11 protein-coding genes are annotated in these 18153 nt (G+C 65.2%); 6 read left to right on the top strand and 5 right to left on the bottom strand.

Features of this window, described 5'->3' with window-relative positions; genetic code table 11:
• The first annotated feature begins 54 nt into the window (after positions 1 to 54).
• Positions 55 to 4887, top strand: a complete 4833-nt coding sequence (locus FJ443_RS03615; RefSeq protein WP_140662783.1) for an NAD-glutamate dehydrogenase — start codon at positions 55 to 57, stop codon at positions 4885 to 4887.
• Positions 4888 to 5140: 253 nt separating this feature from the next.
• Positions 5141 to 6517 (top strand): MFS transporter, encoded by a 1377-nt coding sequence (locus tag FJ443_RS03620; protein WP_140518061.1) that lies wholly within the window; start codon positions 5141 to 5143, stop codon positions 6515 to 6517.
• Between the two features lie 40 nt (positions 6518 to 6557).
• On the opposite strand, the gene purH is transcribed toward FJ443_RS03620, so the two are convergent.
• The 4 genes from purH to htpX all read right to left on the bottom strand — a co-directional run bounded on the left by purH (position 6558) and on the right by htpX (position 12631).
• Entirely contained in the window at positions 6558 to 8174 is a 1617-nt protein-coding gene (gene purH / locus FJ443_RS03625; protein ID WP_140662786.1) for a bifunctional phosphoribosylaminoimidazolecarboxamide formyltransferase/IMP cyclohydrolase, read from the bottom strand.
• 90 nt (positions 8175 to 8264) lie between these two features.
• On the bottom strand, positions 8265 to 9989 hold the full coding sequence (locus FJ443_RS03630; RefSeq protein WP_140518222.1) for a heparinase II/III family protein: 1725 nt from the start codon (positions 9987 to 9989) through the stop codon (positions 8265 to 8267).
• Between the two features lie 249 nt (positions 9990 to 10238).
• A complete protein-coding gene (locus FJ443_RS03635; RefSeq protein ID WP_246681191.1) occupies positions 10239 to 11621 on the bottom strand; it encodes an RsmB/NOP family class I SAM-dependent RNA methyltransferase in 1383 nt (460 codons plus the stop codon).
• Positions 11618 to 12631, bottom strand: coding sequence for a zinc metalloprotease HtpX (gene htpX, locus FJ443_RS03640; RefSeq protein ID WP_140560732.1), 1014 nt, complete (start codon positions 12629 to 12631; stop codon positions 11618 to 11620). Before htpX ends, FJ443_RS03635 begins: the two co-directional genes overlap by 4 nt.
• Before the next feature lie 118 nt (positions 12632 to 12749).
• On the opposite strand from htpX, the gene FJ443_RS03645 reads away from it, so the two are divergent.
• Positions 12750 to 12968 (top strand): DUF1674 domain-containing protein, encoded by a 219-nt coding sequence (locus FJ443_RS03645; RefSeq protein WP_140518225.1) that lies wholly within the window; start codon positions 12750 to 12752, stop codon positions 12966 to 12968.
• 60 nt (positions 12969 to 13028) lie between these two features.
• Here the strand turns inward: FJ443_RS03645 and FJ443_RS03650 are convergent, their stop codons facing one another.
• A complete protein-coding gene (locus FJ443_RS03650) occupies positions 13029 to 13703 on the bottom strand; it encodes an HAD-IA family hydrolase (protein WP_140662791.1) in 675 nt (224 codons plus the stop codon).
• Between the two features lie 181 nt (positions 13704 to 13884).
• Between FJ443_RS03650 and FJ443_RS03655 the strand changes: the two genes are divergently transcribed.
• The 3 genes from FJ443_RS03655 to FJ443_RS03665 all read left to right on the top strand — a co-directional run bounded on the left by FJ443_RS03655 (position 13885) and on the right by FJ443_RS03665 (position 18153).
• Positions 13885 to 14754: a transglutaminase family protein gene (locus FJ443_RS03655; RefSeq protein ID WP_140566726.1), complete on the top strand. Its 870-nt coding sequence runs from the start codon at positions 13885 to 13887 to the stop codon at positions 14752 to 14754.
• Between the two features lie 291 nt (positions 14755 to 15045).
• Positions 15046 to 16524 carry a TadE/TadG family type IV pilus assembly protein gene (locus FJ443_RS03660; RefSeq protein ID WP_140662793.1) on the top strand — a complete coding sequence of 493 codons (1479 nt, stop codon included), beginning with the start codon at positions 15046 to 15048 and terminating at the stop codon, positions 16522 to 16524.
• Between the two features lie 366 nt (positions 16525 to 16890).
• A complete protein-coding gene (locus FJ443_RS03665; protein ID WP_140662795.1) occupies positions 16891 to 18153 on the top strand; it encodes a cyclopropane-fatty-acyl-phospholipid synthase family protein in 1263 nt (420 codons plus the stop codon).

Genomic DNA, 18153 nt, shown 5'->3' on the forward strand with positions numbered 1-18153 from the left:
GCGGTCATCTGCTACATAGTCCGCAAAAGCATACGACGGGAGGAAAGAAGCATCATGGCCAGCGTGAAATCGGCGAGCAGGTCGAAGAAGAAAGCCACGGCGATGCCGAAGACGCAGGAAAGGCCGGCCAGGCTTGCCGACTACCTGCTCGCCCGCGCGCCGGCGGAAGACATTGCCGCCTATGAGGTGGCCGACCTCGAACGCGCCGCGGATCTCGCCGGCCGCGCGGTCGCCGGTCACAAGAAGGGCGCGTGCGCCGTCGCCGTCGACACTGATTCCGGCGTCGTTCGCGAGGGCCGACCCGTCACGATCGTCACCGTCGTCAACGACAATATGCCTTTCCTGTTCGATTCCATACTCGGCGAGATCACCGAGAGTGCCGGCGAGCCGACCCTGGTCACCCATCCCGTCATCACCGTCCGCCATGGCAAGGACGGCGTCGAGGAAATTCTCGGCGACGGCAATTTCGCCAGGGACGACGGCAGCCACGACCGGCTGAGCGTCATTCACGTCCATATTCCCCGGCTGACCCCGGAGCAGGCGAACGGCTTGGCCGAGCGGCTGCGCAAGATACTCGGCCAGGTCCATTCAGCCGTCAGCGACTGGAAGCCGATGCTGGCCCGCCTCGACCAGGCGATCTCGGAATTCCGCTATTCGGCGGTACCCCTGGACAAGAAGAGCGTGGCCGAGGCGATCGCCTTCCTGGAGTGGCTGCGCGACGACAATTTCACTTTCCTCGGCATGCGCGAATTCACATATGTCGGCGGCGAGGAAAGCGGCACGCTGGAGCGTGCCGACAAGCCTGGCCTGGGCATATTGTCCGACCTGGACGTGCTGGTGCTGCGGCGCGGCACCGAAGCGGTGACGACAACGCCGGAGATTCGAGCCTTCCTGCATGGGCCGGAGCCGCTGATCGTCACCAAGGCCAATGCCAAGTCTTCCGTGCACCGGCGCATCTATCTCGATTATATCGGCATCAAGACCTACACCGCCAAGGGCGCTCTGGCGGGCGAACTGCGCATTGTCGGCCTGTTTACGTCGACCGCCTACACGCGCTCGGTGATGAAGATCCCCTATCTCAGGTCGAAGGCCGAAACCGTCATCGCCAAATCCGGTTTCGACCGGCACGACCACTCCGGCAAGGCGCTGATCAACGTGCTGGAGAGCTATCCGCGCGACGAGCTGTTCCAGGTACCGGTGCCGATCCTGAGGAAGCATGCCGCGGCCATTCTGGGCCTCGTCGAGAGGCCGCGCGTGCGGGCACTGGTGCGCGCCGACCAGTTCGACCGCTTCGTCTCCATCCTCGTCTTCGTGCCGCGCGACCGTTACGACAGCGTCGTGCGCGAGAAGGTCGGCACCTACCTCAAGACGGTGTTCGAAGGCCGACTGTCGGCCTACTACCCGGCCTTCCCGGAAGGCGGGCTGGCGCGCGTGCATTTCATCATCGGCCGCTCCGGCGGCAAGACGCCGAAGGTCGAACAGGCAACGATCGAGGCGGCGATCCGCGACATCGTGCGCACCTGGGAGGACGCCCTTTCCGAGGCGGCGGAAACCAGCGGCAGCGACCCGGCGCTGAAGAGGATCGCGGCACGATTTCCGGAAAGCTACCGGGACTCCTTCAGCGCCGGTGTGGCGCTGGTCGATGCCGGGCGTATCGCCAAGATCAGCGCCAGCAATCCGATCGCCATCGATTACTATCGCCATGCCGAGCAGAAGCCGCACCAGGCGGCGCTGAAAATCTATCACCATGGCAGCCCCGTGGCGCTGTCGCGGCGCGTTCCGGTGCTGGAAAATATCGGCTTCCGCGTCATCAGCGAGCGCACCTTCGAGGTCGGCGACGACAAGGCCGGCAATAGGGATCAGCCCGGCATGATCAATAGTGATCAGCCCGGCACCGTCTTCATCCACGACATGGAGCTGGAGAACAGCTACGGAAAGCCGATCGACCTCAGCAATGGCGGCGCGCTGTTCGAGGACGCGTTCCTGTCGGTGTGGCGCGGCGACGTCGACAATGACGGGTACAACGGCCTTGCCCAGACCGCCGGCCTGTGGTCGGGCGAAATCACCATCCTGCGCGCCTATGGGCGGTATTTGCAGCAGGCCGGAATTCCGCAGAGCCAGGATTTCATCGCCGCGGCCCTCAACCGCTATCCCGAGATCGCACGCGGCCTGCACGCGCTGTTCATCGCCCGGCTCGGCCCGACGGCCGAGACGGAAGGCGTGGTGGCGGCAAAGCATCTCAAGGCCAAGGTCAGGGACGCGCTGGAAGACGTTCCAAACATCGACGACGACGCCATCATCCGCCGCTACCTCAATCTCATCGAAGCCTCGCTGCGCACCAATCATTTCGTTGCCGATACGAAAGCCAAGGGCCAGTCGCTGGCGATCAAACTCGATTCGCGTTCGGTCGACGGATTGCCCGAGCCGCGACCGTGGCGGGAAATCTTCGTCTACGGCTCTGAGGTCGAGGGCGTGCATCTGCGCTTCGGTCCGGTGGCGCGCGGCGGCCTGCGCTGGTCGGACCGCGCCCAGGATTACCGCACCGAGGTGCTCGGCCTGGTCAAGGCACAGCAGGTTAAGAACGCGGTCATCGTGCCGGTCGGCGCCAAGGGCGGATTCTATCCGAAGAAACTGCCGATGAGCGCCGGCCGCGACGCCATCTTCGAAGCCGGTACCTCGGCCTACAAGAACTTCGTTTCCAGCCTTTTGTCGATCACCGACAATATCGGCCTCGACGGCGTCATCCCGCCGGCCGGCGTTGTCAGGCGCGACCAGGACGACCCCTATTTCGTCGTTGCCGCCGACAAGGGCACGGCAACTTTCTCCGACACCGCCAACGCCATCAGCGAAAGCCATGGCTTCTGGCTTGACGATGCCTTCGCCAGCGGCGGTTCGGCCGGCTATGACCACAAGAAGATGGGCATCACCGCCAAGGGCGCGTGGGAGGCGGTCAAGCGGCATTTCCGCGAGATGAACCGCGACATCCAGACCACGCCCTTCTCCGTCGTCGGGGTGGGCGACATGTCGGGCGACGTGTTCGGCAACGGCATGCTGTTGTCACCGAAGACAAGGCTGATCGCAGCCTTCGACCACCGCGACATCTTCATCGATCCCGATCCCGACATGGCGGCATCGATGGCCGAGCGCCAGCGCATGTTCGCTCTTCCCCGTTCGAGCTGGCAGGACTACGACAAGAGCAAGCTCTCCGAGGGCGGCGTCATCGTCTCGCGCGGCCAGAAATCGATCACCTTGCCGGCCGCTGCTGCTGCTGCGATCGGCCTCAACAAGACGACCGCCACGCCGGTCGAGATCATGAGCGCCATCCTCAAGGCGCCCGTCGACCTCTTGTGGTTCGGCGGCATCGGCACGTATTTGCGGGCCTCGACCGAGACCAACGCCGAGGTCGGTGATCGCGCCAACGACGCCGTCCGCATCACCGCGCTCGACGTGCGCGCCAAGGTGATCGGCGAGGGCGCCAATCTCGGGGTGACGCAGCGCGCGCGCATCGAATTCGGCATGAATGGCGGGCGTTGCAATTCCGACGCCATCGACAATTCGGGCGGGGTCAACTGTTCCGACGTCGAGGTCAATATCAAGATCGCGCTGGCGTCCGCCATGCGCAAAGGGTCGTTGACCCGGCCTGCGCGCGACAAGCTTCTCGCCGAGATGACCGGCGAGGTCGGCGAGCTGGTCCTGTCCAACAACTACCAGCAGACGCTGGCGCTCTCCATCGCCCGCAAGCGCGGCCTCGCCGACATCGCCCACCAGGCCCGCTTCATGTCGGCGCTGGAAGCACGCGGCCTGCTCGACCGCACGGTCGAGACGCTGCCCTCGCCGGCGGCCCTTGCCGAGCGCGAGACGCGCGGCGAGCCGCTGACCAGGGCCGAGCTCGGCGTGCTGCTCGCCTATGCCAAGATCGTGCTGTTTTCCGACATCGTCGCAAGCGACGTGCCTGACGAGCCGCATTTCGACCGCGACCTGATGGGCTATTTCCCCGACCGGATGGCGAAGAAATATGCCGCCGAGATACACGGCCATCGCCTGCGCCGCGAGATCATCGCCCGGGTCGTCGCCAATGAGCTGGTCAACCGCGGCGGTCCCTCCTTCGTCAACCGGTTGCGGGAAGCAACGGGGCGCACCGCCGCCGACGTGGTGCGCACCTTCGCCGTGGTGCGCGACGGCTTTGCCTTGCCGGCGCTTTACCGCGAGATCGACGCGCTCGACAATCAGATCGACGGCCAGATGCAGCTCGATCTCTACCAGGCGGTCAGCCGGCTGATCTACGTGACCAGCGGCTGGTACTTGAAGAACGACGCCGGCACGGCGCCGCTTGCCCAGCGCATCGCCGAATTGCAGGAGGCGCGCAAGGCGCTGGAGCCGAAACTCGTTTCGCTGCTCCCCGATTATTCGCGCGAACGGATCGACGAGAAGCGGCATGGACTGTTCAAGGCCGGGGCGCCGGACAGGCTGGCAGCGCAACTGGCGCTGGCCGATGTGGCGGAGCTGATCCCCGACATCGCGCTGACGGCGCGAACGGCAGGCGCCGACATCGTCGCCGCGGCGAAGGCCTTCTTCGCGGTCAGCGACGCCTTCCGTATTCCGCGCGTCGAGGAGGCGGCCCGCTCCATCACACCGGCGGACTATTACGACCAGCTCGCCCTGTCGCGCGCCACCGACACGATCGGGACCGCGCGGCGCGGCATCGCGGTGGCGGCACTCGTGAACCACGCCGGGGCAGCCGACCCGGTGGCGGCGTGGCTGGAGGCCGGCGGGGAGAGGATCGGCCGCACCCGCGAACGGCTGCAGGCGCTGACCGAGGGCGGCGACATCACCGTGTCGCGGCTGTCGGTGGCATCGGGCCTGATGAGCGATCTGACGGGGATGTGAGCCATCGCCTGACGTACCCTTCCCAGGCGGGGGGCCCTGCGAAGCAGCGGGGAGGGGCGGCGCCGGACGCCCACCCGGACCTTCGGTCCGACCTCCCACAAGGGGGAGCTAGGGTCGGCGCCCTTGCTCTCGTCGGAATGAACGCGGGTAAGCCAAAGAACGGCCGCGCGACTCGTGTTCGTTTGCATGACCAGCGGAAAACATGCAGACATGGGGTGAACCGCCCAACGAAACGAAGGCGACCGGAGGGGACATGGCCGAAGTAGCAGTGCAACGGGCGTCCGGGCGGGGCATCTGGGGGTGGATGTTGTTCGACTGGGCGGCGCAGCCCTTCTTCACGGTCGTCACCACCTTCATCTTCGGCCCCTATTTCGTTTCGCGCATGGCCAGCGATCCGACCACCGGCCAGGCCGTCTGGGGCTACGGCATCGCCGCGGCCGGACTGGTCATCGCCGTGCTGTCGCCGATCCTCGGTTCGATCGCCGACCAGACCGGGCCGCGCAAGCCGTGGATCGCCTTCTTCGCGGCGATCAAGATCGCCAGCCTGGCGCTGCTGTGGCTCGCCGCGCCCGGCTCGAACCTGTTCCTCATCGTGGCATTGTTCTCGCTGGCCTCGGTGGCGGCTGAATTCTCCACCGTCTTCAACGATTCCATGATGCCGCGCCTGGTGCCGAAGAGCGAGATCGGCCGCATCTCCAACATGGCCTGGGGGCTTGGCTATCTCGGCGGTATGATCGCGCTGATCTTCGTCGTGCTGTTCCTGGCCGGATCGCAGGAGACCGGCAAGACCATCATCGGCCTCGACCCGCTGTTCGGGCTGGACCCGAAGCTCGGCGAGGATGCCCGCGCCACCGGGCCGCTGTCGGCCGGCTGGTATTTCCTGTTCATCCTGCCGATGTTCCTCTTCACTCCCGATGCCATCAAAGGCATCCCGATCAAGCCTGCGGTGCGCGAAGGCCTGTCGGAGCTGAAGTCGACCTTGGTCGAGGTGCGCAGGCGCGGCGGCATCTTCCGCTTCCTCGTCGCCCGCATGATCTATCAGGACGGCGTCAATGCGCTGCTGGCGCTCGGCGGCACCTTCGCGGCCGGCATGTTCCAGTGGTCGATCACCGAGATCGGCATGTTCGGCATCATCCTCAACGTCGTCGCCATCTTCGGCTGCTGGATCGCCGCGCGGCTCGACACCGCGCTCGGCTCCAAGGCGGTGGTGATGATCGCGCTGGTCATGCTTTCGGTCGCCACCATCGGCGTCGTCTCGACCGGCCCCGGCTTCACGCTGCTCGGGCTTATCCAGCTCTCGACCACCGATTCCGGGGGCCTGTTCGGCACCGCCGCGGAAAAGGCCTACATCCTCTATGGGTTGCTGATCGGGCTCGCCTTCGGGCCGGTGCAGGCGTCATCGCGGTCCTATATGGCGCGCAGCGTCACGGCGTCGGAATCCGGCCGCTATTTCGGCATCTATGCGCTGGCCGGGCGCGCGACCAGTTTCCTGGCGCCGTTCCTGGTGGCGACCATCACGGCGGTGAGCGATTCGGCGCGGCTCGGCATGGCGGTTATCATCCTGTTCCTGGCCATAGGCATGGCGATCCTGATCAGGACGCCGTATCCGGCGGACCGGGCGGCGGAGTAGCACTCTTCCTTCTCCCGCAAGGGGAGAAGGGAAGAAGTGCTCAATGCCTGAAGTGTCTCACGCCGGTGAACACCATCGCAATACCGTGTTCATCCGCAGCGGCAACCACATCGTCGTCGCGCATCGAGCCGCCGGGCTGGATGACGGCGGTGGCGCCGGCCTCGATGGCCGACAGCAGGCCGTCGGCGAAGGGGAAGAAGGCGTCGGAGGCAACGACAGAGCCCTTGGTCAGCGGCTCGGCCCAGCTTGCCGCTTCCGCGGCGTCGAGTGCCTTGCGGGCAGCGATGCGCGAGGAATCGACGCGGCTCATCTGCCCGGCGCCGATGCCTACCGTGGCGCTGTCCCTTGCGTAGACGATGGCGTTCGACTTGACGTGCTTGGCGACGCGGAAGGCGAATTTCAGGTCGGCCAGTTCGGCCGGCGTCGGCGCCCGTTTCGTCACCACCTTCAGTTCGAGGTCGTCGACGACGGCGTTGTCCCTGCCCTGCACCAGCAGGCCGCCGGCGACGGATTTGACGGTTGTGCCGATCGCGCGCGGATCCGGCAGGCCGCCCGCGACCAGCAGGCGCAGGTTCTTCTTCGCGGCCACGATCGCTGCCGCCTCGTCGGTGGCGCCGGGCGCGATAATGACCTCGGTGAAGGTCTTCACGATCTCTTCGGCGGCCTCGGCGTCAAGGATGCGATTGACAGCGACAATGCCGCCATAGGCCGAGACCGGGTCGCAGGCCAGCGCCCTGGCGTAGGCCGCCTTCAGCGTCGAACCCTCGGCGACGCCGCACGGGTTGGCATGCTTGATGATGGCGACGGCGGCCGAGCGCGCCGGGTCGAACTCGCCGGCCAGCTCGAAGGCGGCGTCGGTATCGTTGATGTTGTTGTAGGAAAGCTGCTTGCCCTGGAGCTGGCGCGCGGTGGCCACGCCCGGCCGCTTGTCGCCATTGACATAGAAGCCGGCGCCCTGGTGCGGGTTCTCGCCATAGCGCATCACGGTCTCCAGCCTGCCGCCGAAGGTGCGCCAGGTCGGGTGCTCGATCTCCAGCGCCTCGGCGAACCAGCCCGAGATTGCCGCGTCGTAGCTGGCGGTGCGGGCAAAAGCCTTGGCCGCGAGCTTCTTGCGGAAATCCAGCGAAAGCGAGCCGATATTCATCTCCAGCGCATTGAGCACGGAGGCATAGTCGCCGGGATCGGTGACGATGGCGACATAGGCGTGGTTCTTGGCCGAGGCGCGGATCATCGCCGGGCCGCCAATGTCGATGTTCTCGACGATCGCCGCGTAGTCGGCGCCGGAGCGGCGGACTTCCTCGAACGGATAGAGATTGCAGACGACCAGGTCGATCGGCTCGATGCCATATTTGTGCATCGCCGCGGCGTGATCGGGATCATCGCGAACGCCGAGCAGGGCGCCATGCACCGACGGGTGCAGGGTCTTGACGCGGCCATCCATGATCTCGGGAAAGCCGGTGAGCTCGGAGACGTCGCGGACCGCCAGGCCCGCATCGGCGATCGCTTTTGCCGTGCCGCCGGTCGACACCAGCTCGACGCCGGAAGCGGCGAGCGCCCTGGCGAGATCGATGAGGCCGGTCTTGTCGAAGACGGAGAGCAGCGCGCGACGCACGGGAACGAGGTCGGGAGCGGGAATGTTCTTGGCGGCGACGGCCATGGGCGTGCTTTCACGGCTGGAGGGGCAGGCCCGCGCCGTATCATATGAGATCAGGAAATCAAGGCGCAAGCTCGGTCAGCGCAGGCGCGGTCAGTTGTTTTCGGGATAGCCGGCGATAGAGGTGCGGGTGAGCTGCCAGTGGACTTCGGCGATGTCGGACGGCTTGAAGGCAAGCACGATCTGCCGGCTTCGGCGCGGGCCGCCGAGACCGGCGAAGTAGATCGATTCCTCGACCTCCGGCACCATCTCGGTGCAGGTGAACACCCAGCTGTCGGCCTGCTCGGCGGTCAGCACCAGGCGGTCATGCTCGTCCTGCAAAAGGTTGATGTCGGGATGGACGTGGAAGCGCACGGTGACGAAATCGCGGCCATTGTTGCGGATCGCCGCACCTCCAGGACGCTGGAAGCGGTCCCTGCCGGTCAGCACATTGCCGTTCGAGGACAGTTTCAGCTCGCGCTCGTGCAGGAAACCGAAGCGCTGGATATAGCCGTCATGGCGGGCGATGAAGCCTTGAACGCCCTTCTGGTCGATACGCTTGCACTGCACATGCTGCGGGCCGCCGATCAAAGGCGACCCCAGAAGATCGTTGATGCGCAGCGAATGGCTGAACCGCGCCGACGAGGTGTCGTTGATGGTGGCGGTCGAATGCGCGGCGGTGGCGCGGGCCAGGGGCCGGAATTCGGCGGCGCCATAGGTGTCGATGCCGGCATTGACGATGTAATGCTGGCGGCCCGACGACAGCTCGAACGCAAGGCAGCTGGCATGGGCGGCATTGGAGACGTGGACGGGCGGCGGCAGGCCGGTGTCGGCGATGACGGTGACGCCACCCATGGACAGCCGCTCATAGCCCGAATGCGGTGCGTGCAGCAACGGCGAGCCGGCGGTGTCGTCGTGGCGCAGGATGCTGGCGATGCGGTCATGGATGGTGGCGCCCATGCCGTTGAAGCGGGCGAGGCTGCCGTCCTGGTGGCGAAAGAAGCGCAGCGCCGGCAGCATCCTGTCGATGGCGCCGATCAGGGCCTGTGGCGGCGCTTCCGCCTGGTTGGCGTAGGTCTGCCGCAGCGGCAAAAGGTCGGCGAGGATTTCCAGCACCGCCATTGGGTTGCGCGAGATGTGGCCGCCATCAGGAAGGATCTGGCGGTCCAGTTCCTCGGCGAGATTGCGGGTGGCGCCGCGCAGCGCCGATGCGGGCGCCGGCAGCGACAGGGCGGCGAAGGCGAGGGCGATGCGGGCGCGCAGCCTGTCCTTGCCGTCAGGCATTTCGCGTGCCATCGACCTGAGGTAGCGGATCTGGACGGCCAGCGATTTCAGGAAGGCGCGGTAGAACGGGAATTCAGCGCCTTGCAGCACGATCGAGGAATGCTGCAGCCAGGCGATAATGCGCTTGGCGGCCGTGCCGGGCTCCCAGGCGATGCCGGAAATGTTGTTTCCATGCGTGGCGATCCAGTCGGACACCAGCGCACGCGCATTGGCGGCGGCAAGCTCGGTGCCGGCGGCGCGCATGTGACGCAGCCAGCGAAAGCCATGCAGCGTCTTCTGCCAGCCGTAATTGGGAACGCTGATCTGGAAGGGCGACTTGCCGCCGGTCTCGACCATATGTCCCGACAGGGGATAGCGGCCATAGTAGATCTCGAGCGCGATCTGCGGGTCGGCCAGCCGCAGGTCCGGCGGCGCGATCAGCACCCGTTCGGGCGTGCGGCCGGAATAGCGCCAGCGATAGACCGGTCCGGCACGCAGGCGCCGGCGCGTTTTGCGCCAAAACTCCTTCGCGACAAGCGCCCACAGACGCGTCGTGTTGCCGGCAGCAAGTGCCAAAACCCCTCCTGATCGTCCTCTATCCCAAGGGCAAGCTTATCTGATTCAACGATTCATGCGAAGGCGAATTCCCGCGAGCGGTGACGCTCCGCCTGGCTTGGCCGCGGATGCTCCCCAAAAAAGTCAGCAGCTTCCTATGCTTAAACCCCGGAGCGGTTCAGCGCCCGATGGGCATCCATACTCCGCTCCAGATCCTTGTTCCACGCAATTCCGGACGGAGAATCATCACGCAGCTTTCGTGGAATTGCCCTAGCCGGCGCGACGCATGCGCGCGGCGAAAAAGCCGTCGAGACCGGAACGTTCCGGCGAGCCCAGATCGAGGTCGGCAGGTGTGGTGCGCAACGTGCCTTCCTGCGTCAGGAAGGGATCGATGCCGACGATCTCGCCGGCGCGAAGCGGGTCGGCAACGACGCCAGGCGTCGCGGCGAGGAAGCCACGATAAAGCTCCTCGCCTTCGAGTGGGTCGAGCGAACAGTTCGAAAAGACGATCCTTCCGCCCGGCTTAACCAGGGTGACGGCGCGCGCGAGCAGCCGGCGCTGGAGATCGGCGAGCTTCTCGACATCAGCCACAGTCTTGGTCCATGGCACGTCGGGATGCCGCCGCACCGTGCCGGTCGAGGAGCAGGGCGCGTCGAGGAGGACGGCGTCGAACAGCTCGTCCGGCTCGTACTGGAGGAGGTCGGCCTGCACGATATCCGCCGACAGGCGGAGGCGTTCGAGATTCTGCGCCAGCCGCGCCAGCCGGTTCTTCGAGGTGTCGATCGCGGTGACGCGTGCGCCGGCCACGATCAATTGGGCGGTCTTGCCGCCGGGCGCGGCGCAGAGATCGGCGACGCGAAGCCCGCCGACATCACCGAGCAACCGGGCAGGCAGGCCGGCTGCGGCATCCTGGACCCACCAGGCGCCTTCGGCGAAGCCAGGCAGTTCGGTGACCGGGCCGGCAAGCTTCTCCACCCGAATCGTGCCGGTCGGCAGGGCAATGCCGCCGAGCCTTTCGGCCCAGTGCTCCGGATCGGCCTTGACCGAGAAATCGACAGGGGCCTCCTGGCGGTGGGCGGCGAGTATCCGTCCGGCCTCGTCCACGCCATAGGCGGCCTTCAAACGGTCGGAAAACCATTTCGGCGCTTCGTCGGTGGTAGCAAGGGCCTCTGGAAGTTCAGCCTCCTTGATCCGCGCGAGCGTGCGCAGCACACCGTTGACCAGGCCGGCAAAGCGCAATGTGCGGGGATCGGACTTGGCATGGGTGACGGCGAGGTCGACCGCGGCGCTGTCTGGAATGTCGAGGAACAGGATCTGCGCGGCCGCCACATGCAAAATATGCGACAGCGCGGTGGCATTGGCCGGCAGCGGTTTTTCCAGACGCCGCGCCAGCAGCCCGGCAATGGTCATGCGATAGCGCAGCGCGGTGACCAGAATGGCGCGCACAAGACCGCGATCGCGCAGATCCAGCGCCTTGTATTGCGGATGGCCGTTTTCATGGTCGGTCAGGCCGTCGAGCGGCGTCCTCGCATCGATGACAGCTGCCAGCAGGCGCGCCGCCGCCTTGCGGGCGGCAAGGCCGGCAACGAACTCGCCGTCCTTTTTGTCTTCCTGACCACCTGTGCGTCGAGGTGCTCTGCCCGCCACGCTCACGACCACGGGCCCTTGGGCCCGGTCGGATTGCGACCCCATGGATTGGATTTGGGCTCTGCCGGCGGTTCCGGCGCGGCCGGCTTGCCCCACGGTCCTGCCGATTGCGGCTCGTCGGCCTGCGGCGGCACTGGCGCCTGGCGCTGCGGGGACCGCGATACACCACCGTCCATGCGCTGCGCCATCGCTTGCAGCGCGGCGATGCGGTTCTCGGTGCTCGGGTGGGTGGAGAACAGACTGTCCATGCGCTCGCCGTGCAGCGGGTTGATGATGAAGAGATGAGCCATCGCCGGGTTACGCTCGGCATCCGGATTGGGTATGCGTTCGGCGCCCCGGGCGATCTTGTCAAGCGCCGAGGCCAGCCACAGCGGGTGTCCACAGATTTCAGCGCCACGCCGGTCGGCCTCGTATTCGCGGGTGCGGCTGACCGCCATCTGCACGATCATCGCCGCAAAGGGCGCCACGATCATCGCCGCCAGCACGCCGACAAAACCGAACGGGCTGTTGTTGTCGCGGTTGCCGCCGAGGAAGAAGGCGAAATTGCCAAGCATCGAGATGGCGCCGGCGAAGGTGGCGACGATCGTCATCGTCAAGGTGTCGCGGTGCTGGACGTGGGCGAGCTCGTGCGCCATCACCGCGGCCACTTCCTCATGCGTCAGCCGTTGCAAAAGGCCGGTGGAAGCGGCGACAGCCGCGTTCTGCGGGTTGCGGCCGGTGGCGAAGGCGTTGGGCTGCGGATTGTCGATCAGGTAGGTCCTGGGCATCGGCAGGCCTGCCTGCTTGGCCAGTGCCTGCACGATGGCGTAATATTCGGGCGCGTTCTTCTCGTCGACCTCGACGGCGCGGTTCATCGACAGCACCATCTTGTCGGCGTTCCAATAGCTGAACAGATTGGTGGCGGCGGCGATCAGGAAGGCGATCATCATGCCGCCCGTGCCACCGATCAGGAAGCCGACGCCCATGAACAGCGCGGTCATCGCGGCAAGAAGCATGGCGGTGCGAAGTGTGTTCATCGTCTGCTCCCGTCCTGGTCGTGATGTAAGGGGGTCGATCCTCGTGGGCTCATCGCTATATGATGGGAAACGCCGGTACCCGTTTCAATCGGCCTGTTTCAATCCGCCGGAATATCGCATGAACGACGAGACCAGTAAAACACCTGCCACTGATGACGAAGCGCGGCTGAAGACGCTGACGCCCGCCGCCCGCCGCGCGCTTGAAGAGGCCGCGGCGCGGCGCGAGGACTACCGCCGCAAGGAAGCCGCGGTGCCGAAGGAAGTCGGCGGCCGCGGCGGCAAGGAGCCCGGCCGCTACGGCGACTGGGAGATCAAGGGCCTGACCAGCGATTTCTAATATGCCGGCCCAGCAAACAGCTAATTTGCTGGCAATCGGGTGTTTGATTGTCGCCAGAGCCTAGAAGGCCGCCGCCGCCGCTGGCTGCGGCTGGAGCGCGATCCAGCCGCGCTCGTCGACGGTGACGCCGATGGCGTCGTAGCCAGCGATCGCGGCATGCCGCGTCGCCAGGGGATGCCGGTGGGTGGCGTTTATGACCATGACCGCTGCGCCCGCCGCCTCGGCCGCCGTGATGCCCGCCGGGGCATCCTCGAACACGAGGCAATCGCGCGCATCGACACCGAGCCGCGTCGCGCCGAGCTGAAAGCAGTCGGGCGCCGGCTTGCCGCGTGAAACATCTTCCGCCGCGATCAGCACGGCAGGGACGGGGATGCCGGCGGCCTTCATGCGCAAGAGCGCCAGTTCGCGCGGTGCCGAGGTTACGATCGCCCAGCGCCCCGGCGGGAGCGCGTTGAGAAACGCGGCGGCGCTGGCGATCTGAACAATGCCCTCCAGATCGGCGGCTTCGGCCTTGAGCAAGAGGTCGGCCTCATGCGCCGGATCGACGCCCGGGAGCGCCAGACCGGCGATCGTCTCGATCGCCCGCACGCCATGGATCGTCGGCAGGAAGGCGGCGACGTCGAGCCCTTGCCGCCGCGCCCAGTCGCTCCACACCCGTTCGGCCGAGGCAATGGAATTGATGAGCGTGCCGTCCATGTCGAAGAGGAAGGCGGCGAATTTTCTGCCTGCGTACATGATTTTCCTTGATTTCGGGGAGGTCTTTCGAGGGAGCGCCGATGGTAACGTCCCGGCGCCGGCATTGGAAGCCGCGCGGCCACCTTTTCGGCCAGTCCCCTTTTCCGCAAGTCAGGGAACCGCGATCCGCCTCCGGCGTTTCAACTTCGCTGCTTTTCCACGACCATCGAAGGGGGACGCGATGCTGATTCGGCTCGGCTACGAAATGGCCATTGAATGCGCTGGAGCCACGCCGGTGATTTCAATGCTCGAGATCCACAGGGACAGGCAGGCCGACATCAAGCGGCAGACGCGCATGCTGACGTCGCCCGCGGTTCCGACCAGGCTCTACAGCGATTTGCATGGCAATTCGTGCCGCCGCTTTACCGCACCCGCCGGCACTTTTCGCATCCTCTACGATGCCGTGGTCGAGGACAGCGGCGAGACGGACGAGGTCAACACGCTGGCACGCGAGGTGCCGGTGGCCGAGCTGCCCAACGAGGTGCTGTTTTATCTGCTGGGCAGCCGCTATTGCGAGACCGATCACCTGAGCCAGTTCGCCTGGGAGCTTTTCGGCCGTTTGCCGTCCGGCTGGGCGAGGGTGCAGGCGATCGTCGATTACGTCCACAACCGGCTGTCCTTCGGCTATGGCTATGCCCGCTCGACCCGCACCGCGGCGCAGGCGCATGAGGAGCAGGTCGGCGTCTGCCGAGACTTCGCCCATCTGGCGATCACGCTCTGCCGCTGCATGAACATTCCGGCACGCTATGTGAATGGCTATCTCGGCGACATCGGCGTGCCGGCCGATCCGGCGCCGATGGATTTCTCGGCCTGGATGGAAGTGTTTCTCGACGGCAAGTGGTACACGTTCGACCCCCGCCACAATGTTCCGAGGATCGGCCGCATCGTCATCGCGCGCGGACGCGATGCCACCGACGTGCCGTTGCTGCACAGTTTCGGCCCGCACCGGCTCAGCCTGTTCAAGGTATGGACCTACGAACAGGAGAACAATCTGTTCAACCCGCCCTACCACGCCATCGACAGGACGGTCACCGCGCAGATGCTGGCTTGAGCCGGGTTTCCATGCATCCCCATACTGCCTCGCTCTGGCACAGGTGCCGCTGTGCCGCGGCGGGACACGGCCGCGCGCCCTGTGCCGCGACATGCAGGATCTTGGTAAGCGCTTCGTAAATGCCGCGCGAACGCAGCATTGGCGTTTACCGGCCATTCACCTTTCCATCCTTGAAAGCGAAGTAAAAACAAGTGTCTAGTCCCTGGTGCGCGGCCGCTGGCCGCGCCCGGCCGGAATCCTGCATCGATCCGTTTGCCCGGCGACGAGGCCGGGGCGAGCGGAGAGAGAACGATGCGGATTTTCGGGGGTCTTGTGGACGCGGCCGGCGACTTTGCCAGGCATCGCGGCGGGAATTTCGCCATCCTGTTCGGATTCGCCGCCTCGGTCTTGGTGCTGGGCGTCGGCTTCGCCGTCAACATCACCCAGCTCTACAACGCCAAATCGAGCCTGCAGAGCGTGGTCGACGCCGCGGTGACGTCGACGGCGCGGGACCTGACGACCGGCGTCATCAAGGAGGCCGATGCCAACAAATCGGTGCAGGCCTTCCTCGACGCCAACAGCACGGCCGGCATCCTGCAGGCCAACCAGATCGTGCTCGACAGGCTGACGGTCGACAGGACCGCCAGGACGGTGCAGGCGGAGGCCCATGCCGACGTCGCCTTCTATTTCCCGCTGTTCGGCACGCGCGACATGCAGCGCGTTCCCGCCTCGACGACAGCGCTCTATTCGGACAAGCAGATCGAGGTGGCCATGATGCTCGACATAACAGGCTCGATGGCGAAGCGGGGCAAGGTCGACAAGATCGGCGATCTGAAAGCAGCAGCGAAAAACGCCGTTCGGACGATGCTCCGGAACCAGGATCCGAAGAACCCCCGCATCCGCGTCGCGATTGTGCCTTACGCATCCGGCGTGAATGCCGGCAAGCTGGCCGAAAACGTCTATGCCGAGAAGCCAGGGAGCTCTGAGCTGCCACCCGTCGCCGGCAGTTCGCTTCTCGTCGCCAAGACGGGCAAAAATTTGCTGCCGTCCTTCAGCGACTACATCTCCATTGTCGGCGCGGCGATGCCACGCCCCGATAATTGCGCCACGGAGCGCAAGGACAAAAATGGCGACGCGGATTTGAGCGCCGACGGCCCAGATGCTGTTCGCACGGACAAGAACGGCAAGAAGTACTACGCCCTGGTCAACCGGGATGATCATCTCGATGGCGGCGGAATGAACAAGTGCCCCGATGCGGAAGTGATCCCGCTGACCGCCGATTCCGGCGCATTGCTTGGTTCGATCGACGACTTCCAGGCTGAGGGTTATACCGCCGGCGCGATCGCCATTCAGTGGACCTACTATATGCTGTCGCCGCAATGGCGCGTTGCGATCAAGAATGCCGGCCTCGGCAACGGCGCCTCGGACGTCAACGCGAAGAAGATCGCCAAGGTCGCGATCCTGATGACCGATGGCCAGTTCAATACCGCCTTCGCCGGCGCCGGGGGCCGCTACAACAGCCAGGGCAATCTTGCGCGCGGCAACGCCGAAACGCTGTGCGGCAACATGAAAAATGACGGCATCGAAATTTTCACCATCGGCTTCGACCTGAACAACAAGGACATGTCGGCAACCGAGCGGGATCAGGCAAAGGCGGTGCTGAAGGACTGTTCGTCGAAAGATGCCTCCACCGCTCAAAAACACTATTTCGAGGTGTCGACCGGGGTGGAATTGGACGCCGCCTTTCAGGAAATCATCCGCAACACCGAAAAGGTCGCGCTGACGCAGTAAGCCGCACAAGGAAAAGGCCGCCGCTTCTTTCGAAGCCGGCGGCCTTCCGTGTTTCCGTCCATGGCGCGGCTCCTGGCGGCAACCCGAGGGGTCGCCCGCCGCGCATCTCGCGCCTTAACGGGAAGACTGCTTCCCGAAAGTGCAATCCGCTGAGGCCACGTTCTGGAAAACGAAATCACTCGACATCGGATCACCTCCTTTCAGTTTGTTGAACACGCACTGATGATGGGGTGCGTTGCAGCAAAAGACAAGACGCCGGATGGAAAAAGACGTTTTTCCGGCTTGGCCGCGTCCTTTCGTGCAATCGGGTTGCGGCCAGGGGTTCAAGCGGACAAGATCGGCCTACCGAATGTAGTGGGGGACGGCATGGACGCTACCGAAAGAGCAGCACGCATCGTTCGCACGGTCGTCGAGGCGTTGAAGCCGGGCTTTGCCGTCAGGCTTTGGACCGGCGAGCGCATCGGTCCGGCCGGCGGCCCGGTGCTTGCCATCAACGACCAGGACATCGTCTGGCAACTGGCCCGCCGGCCAAATTTCTCGACGCTGGTCGAGATGTGGATTTCCAAGGCGGTCGATGTGGAGGAGGGGTCGCTGTTTGACCTCTACGCGCTGCCTTCACAAGGCAAGCTGCGGTTCAAGGCGCTGCCGAAGCTCGCGATCATGCGCGACCTGCCGGCCGTGCTGTTCTCGCGAAGGCAGATGACGCAACGCGCCGATCTCGCCGGGCAAAATCCCTTTGTCAGCGGCTCCAACAAGCAGGCGATCCAGCATCACTACGACATATCGAACGCCTTCTACCGGCTCTTCCTCGACGAGCGCATGGTCTACAGCTGCGGGTATTTCAAGGATTTCGCCAATGACATCGACCAGGCCCAGGCCGACAAGCTCGAGCATATCTGCCGCAAGCTCCGGCTGAAGCCTGGCGACCGCCTGCTCGATATCGGCTGCGGCTGGGGCGCGATGCTGATCCATGCGGCGAAGCATCATGGCGTCGTCGGCCATGGTGTCTCGTTGTCGGAGGCCCAGACCGGACTCGCCCGCGAACGCATTCGGGCCGAGGGGCTGGAGGACCGGATCACAATCGAGATAAAATCCTATGCCGAGCTCACCGGAAGCTTCGACAAGATATCCTCGATCGGCATGTTCGAACATCTGGGGCTGGCCAACCACGCCGCCTACTTCTCGACCGTCCATCGCCTGCTCAAGCCGGGTGGCATCTATCTGCATCATGCCATCACCAGGCGCAGCAAGGGCAGCATGAAGAAGACCTTGCGCAAGGGCTCGGAATACAAGGCGCTGATCAAATACATCTTCCCGGGTGGCGAGATCGACACGATCGGCATGACGTGCGGCAATCTGGAAGCACATGGCTTCCTCGTCCACGACGTCGAGAATCTGCGCGAGCACTACGCCCGCACCTGCCGGCTGTGGGCAGAGCGCCTGCATGCGCGCTTCGACGAGGCCATCGCCGAAGTGGGAGAAGCCAAGGCGCGGCTGTGGCTGCTTTACCTGACCGGCTGTTCGATCGCCTTCGATCGTGCCTCGGCGCAGATTTTCCAGACGGTCGCCACCAAGCGGACGCGGGGCCCGAGTGGCTTGCCGCCGACGCGGGCGGACCTATACCGGTAA

Origin of the sequence: Mesorhizobium sp. B2-6-1, from assembly GCF_006440475.1 — a bacterium.
GTDB lineage: Bacteria > Pseudomonadota > Alphaproteobacteria > Rhizobiales > Rhizobiaceae > Mesorhizobium.

Bases quoted from the DNA above. Each gene is read 5' to 3' on its own strand.
- FJ443_RS03650 (WP_140662791.1), bottom strand. From the start codon at position 13,703: ATGTACGCAGGCAGAAAATTCGCCGCCTTCCTCTTCGACATGGACGGC.
- FJ443_RS03660 (WP_140662793.1), top strand. From the start codon at position 15,046: ATGCGGATTTTCGGGGGTCTTGTGGACGCGGCCGGCGACTTTGCCAGG.
- FJ443_RS03655 (WP_140566726.1), top strand. From the start codon at position 13,885: ATGCTGATTCGGCTCGGCTACGAAATGGCCATTGAATGCGCTGGAGCC.
- FJ443_RS03665 (WP_140662795.1), top strand. From the start codon at position 16,891: ATGGACGCTACCGAAAGAGCAGCACGCATCGTTCGCACGGTCGTCGAG.
- purH (WP_140662786.1), bottom strand. From the start codon at position 8,174: ATGGCCGTCGCCGCCAAGAACATTCCCGCTCCCGACCTCGTTCCCGTG.
- htpX (WP_140560732.1), bottom strand. From the start codon at position 12,631: ATGAACACACTTCGCACCGCCATGCTTCTTGCCGCGATGACCGCGCTG.
- FJ443_RS03615 (WP_140662783.1), top strand. From the start codon at position 55: ATGGCCAGCGTGAAATCGGCGAGCAGGTCGAAGAAGAAAGCCACGGCG.
- FJ443_RS03620 (WP_140518061.1), top strand. From the start codon at position 5,141: ATGGCCGAAGTAGCAGTGCAACGGGCGTCCGGGCGGGGCATCTGGGGG.
- FJ443_RS03645 (WP_140518225.1), top strand. From the start codon at position 12,750: ATGAACGACGAGACCAGTAAAACACCTGCCACTGATGACGAAGCGCGG.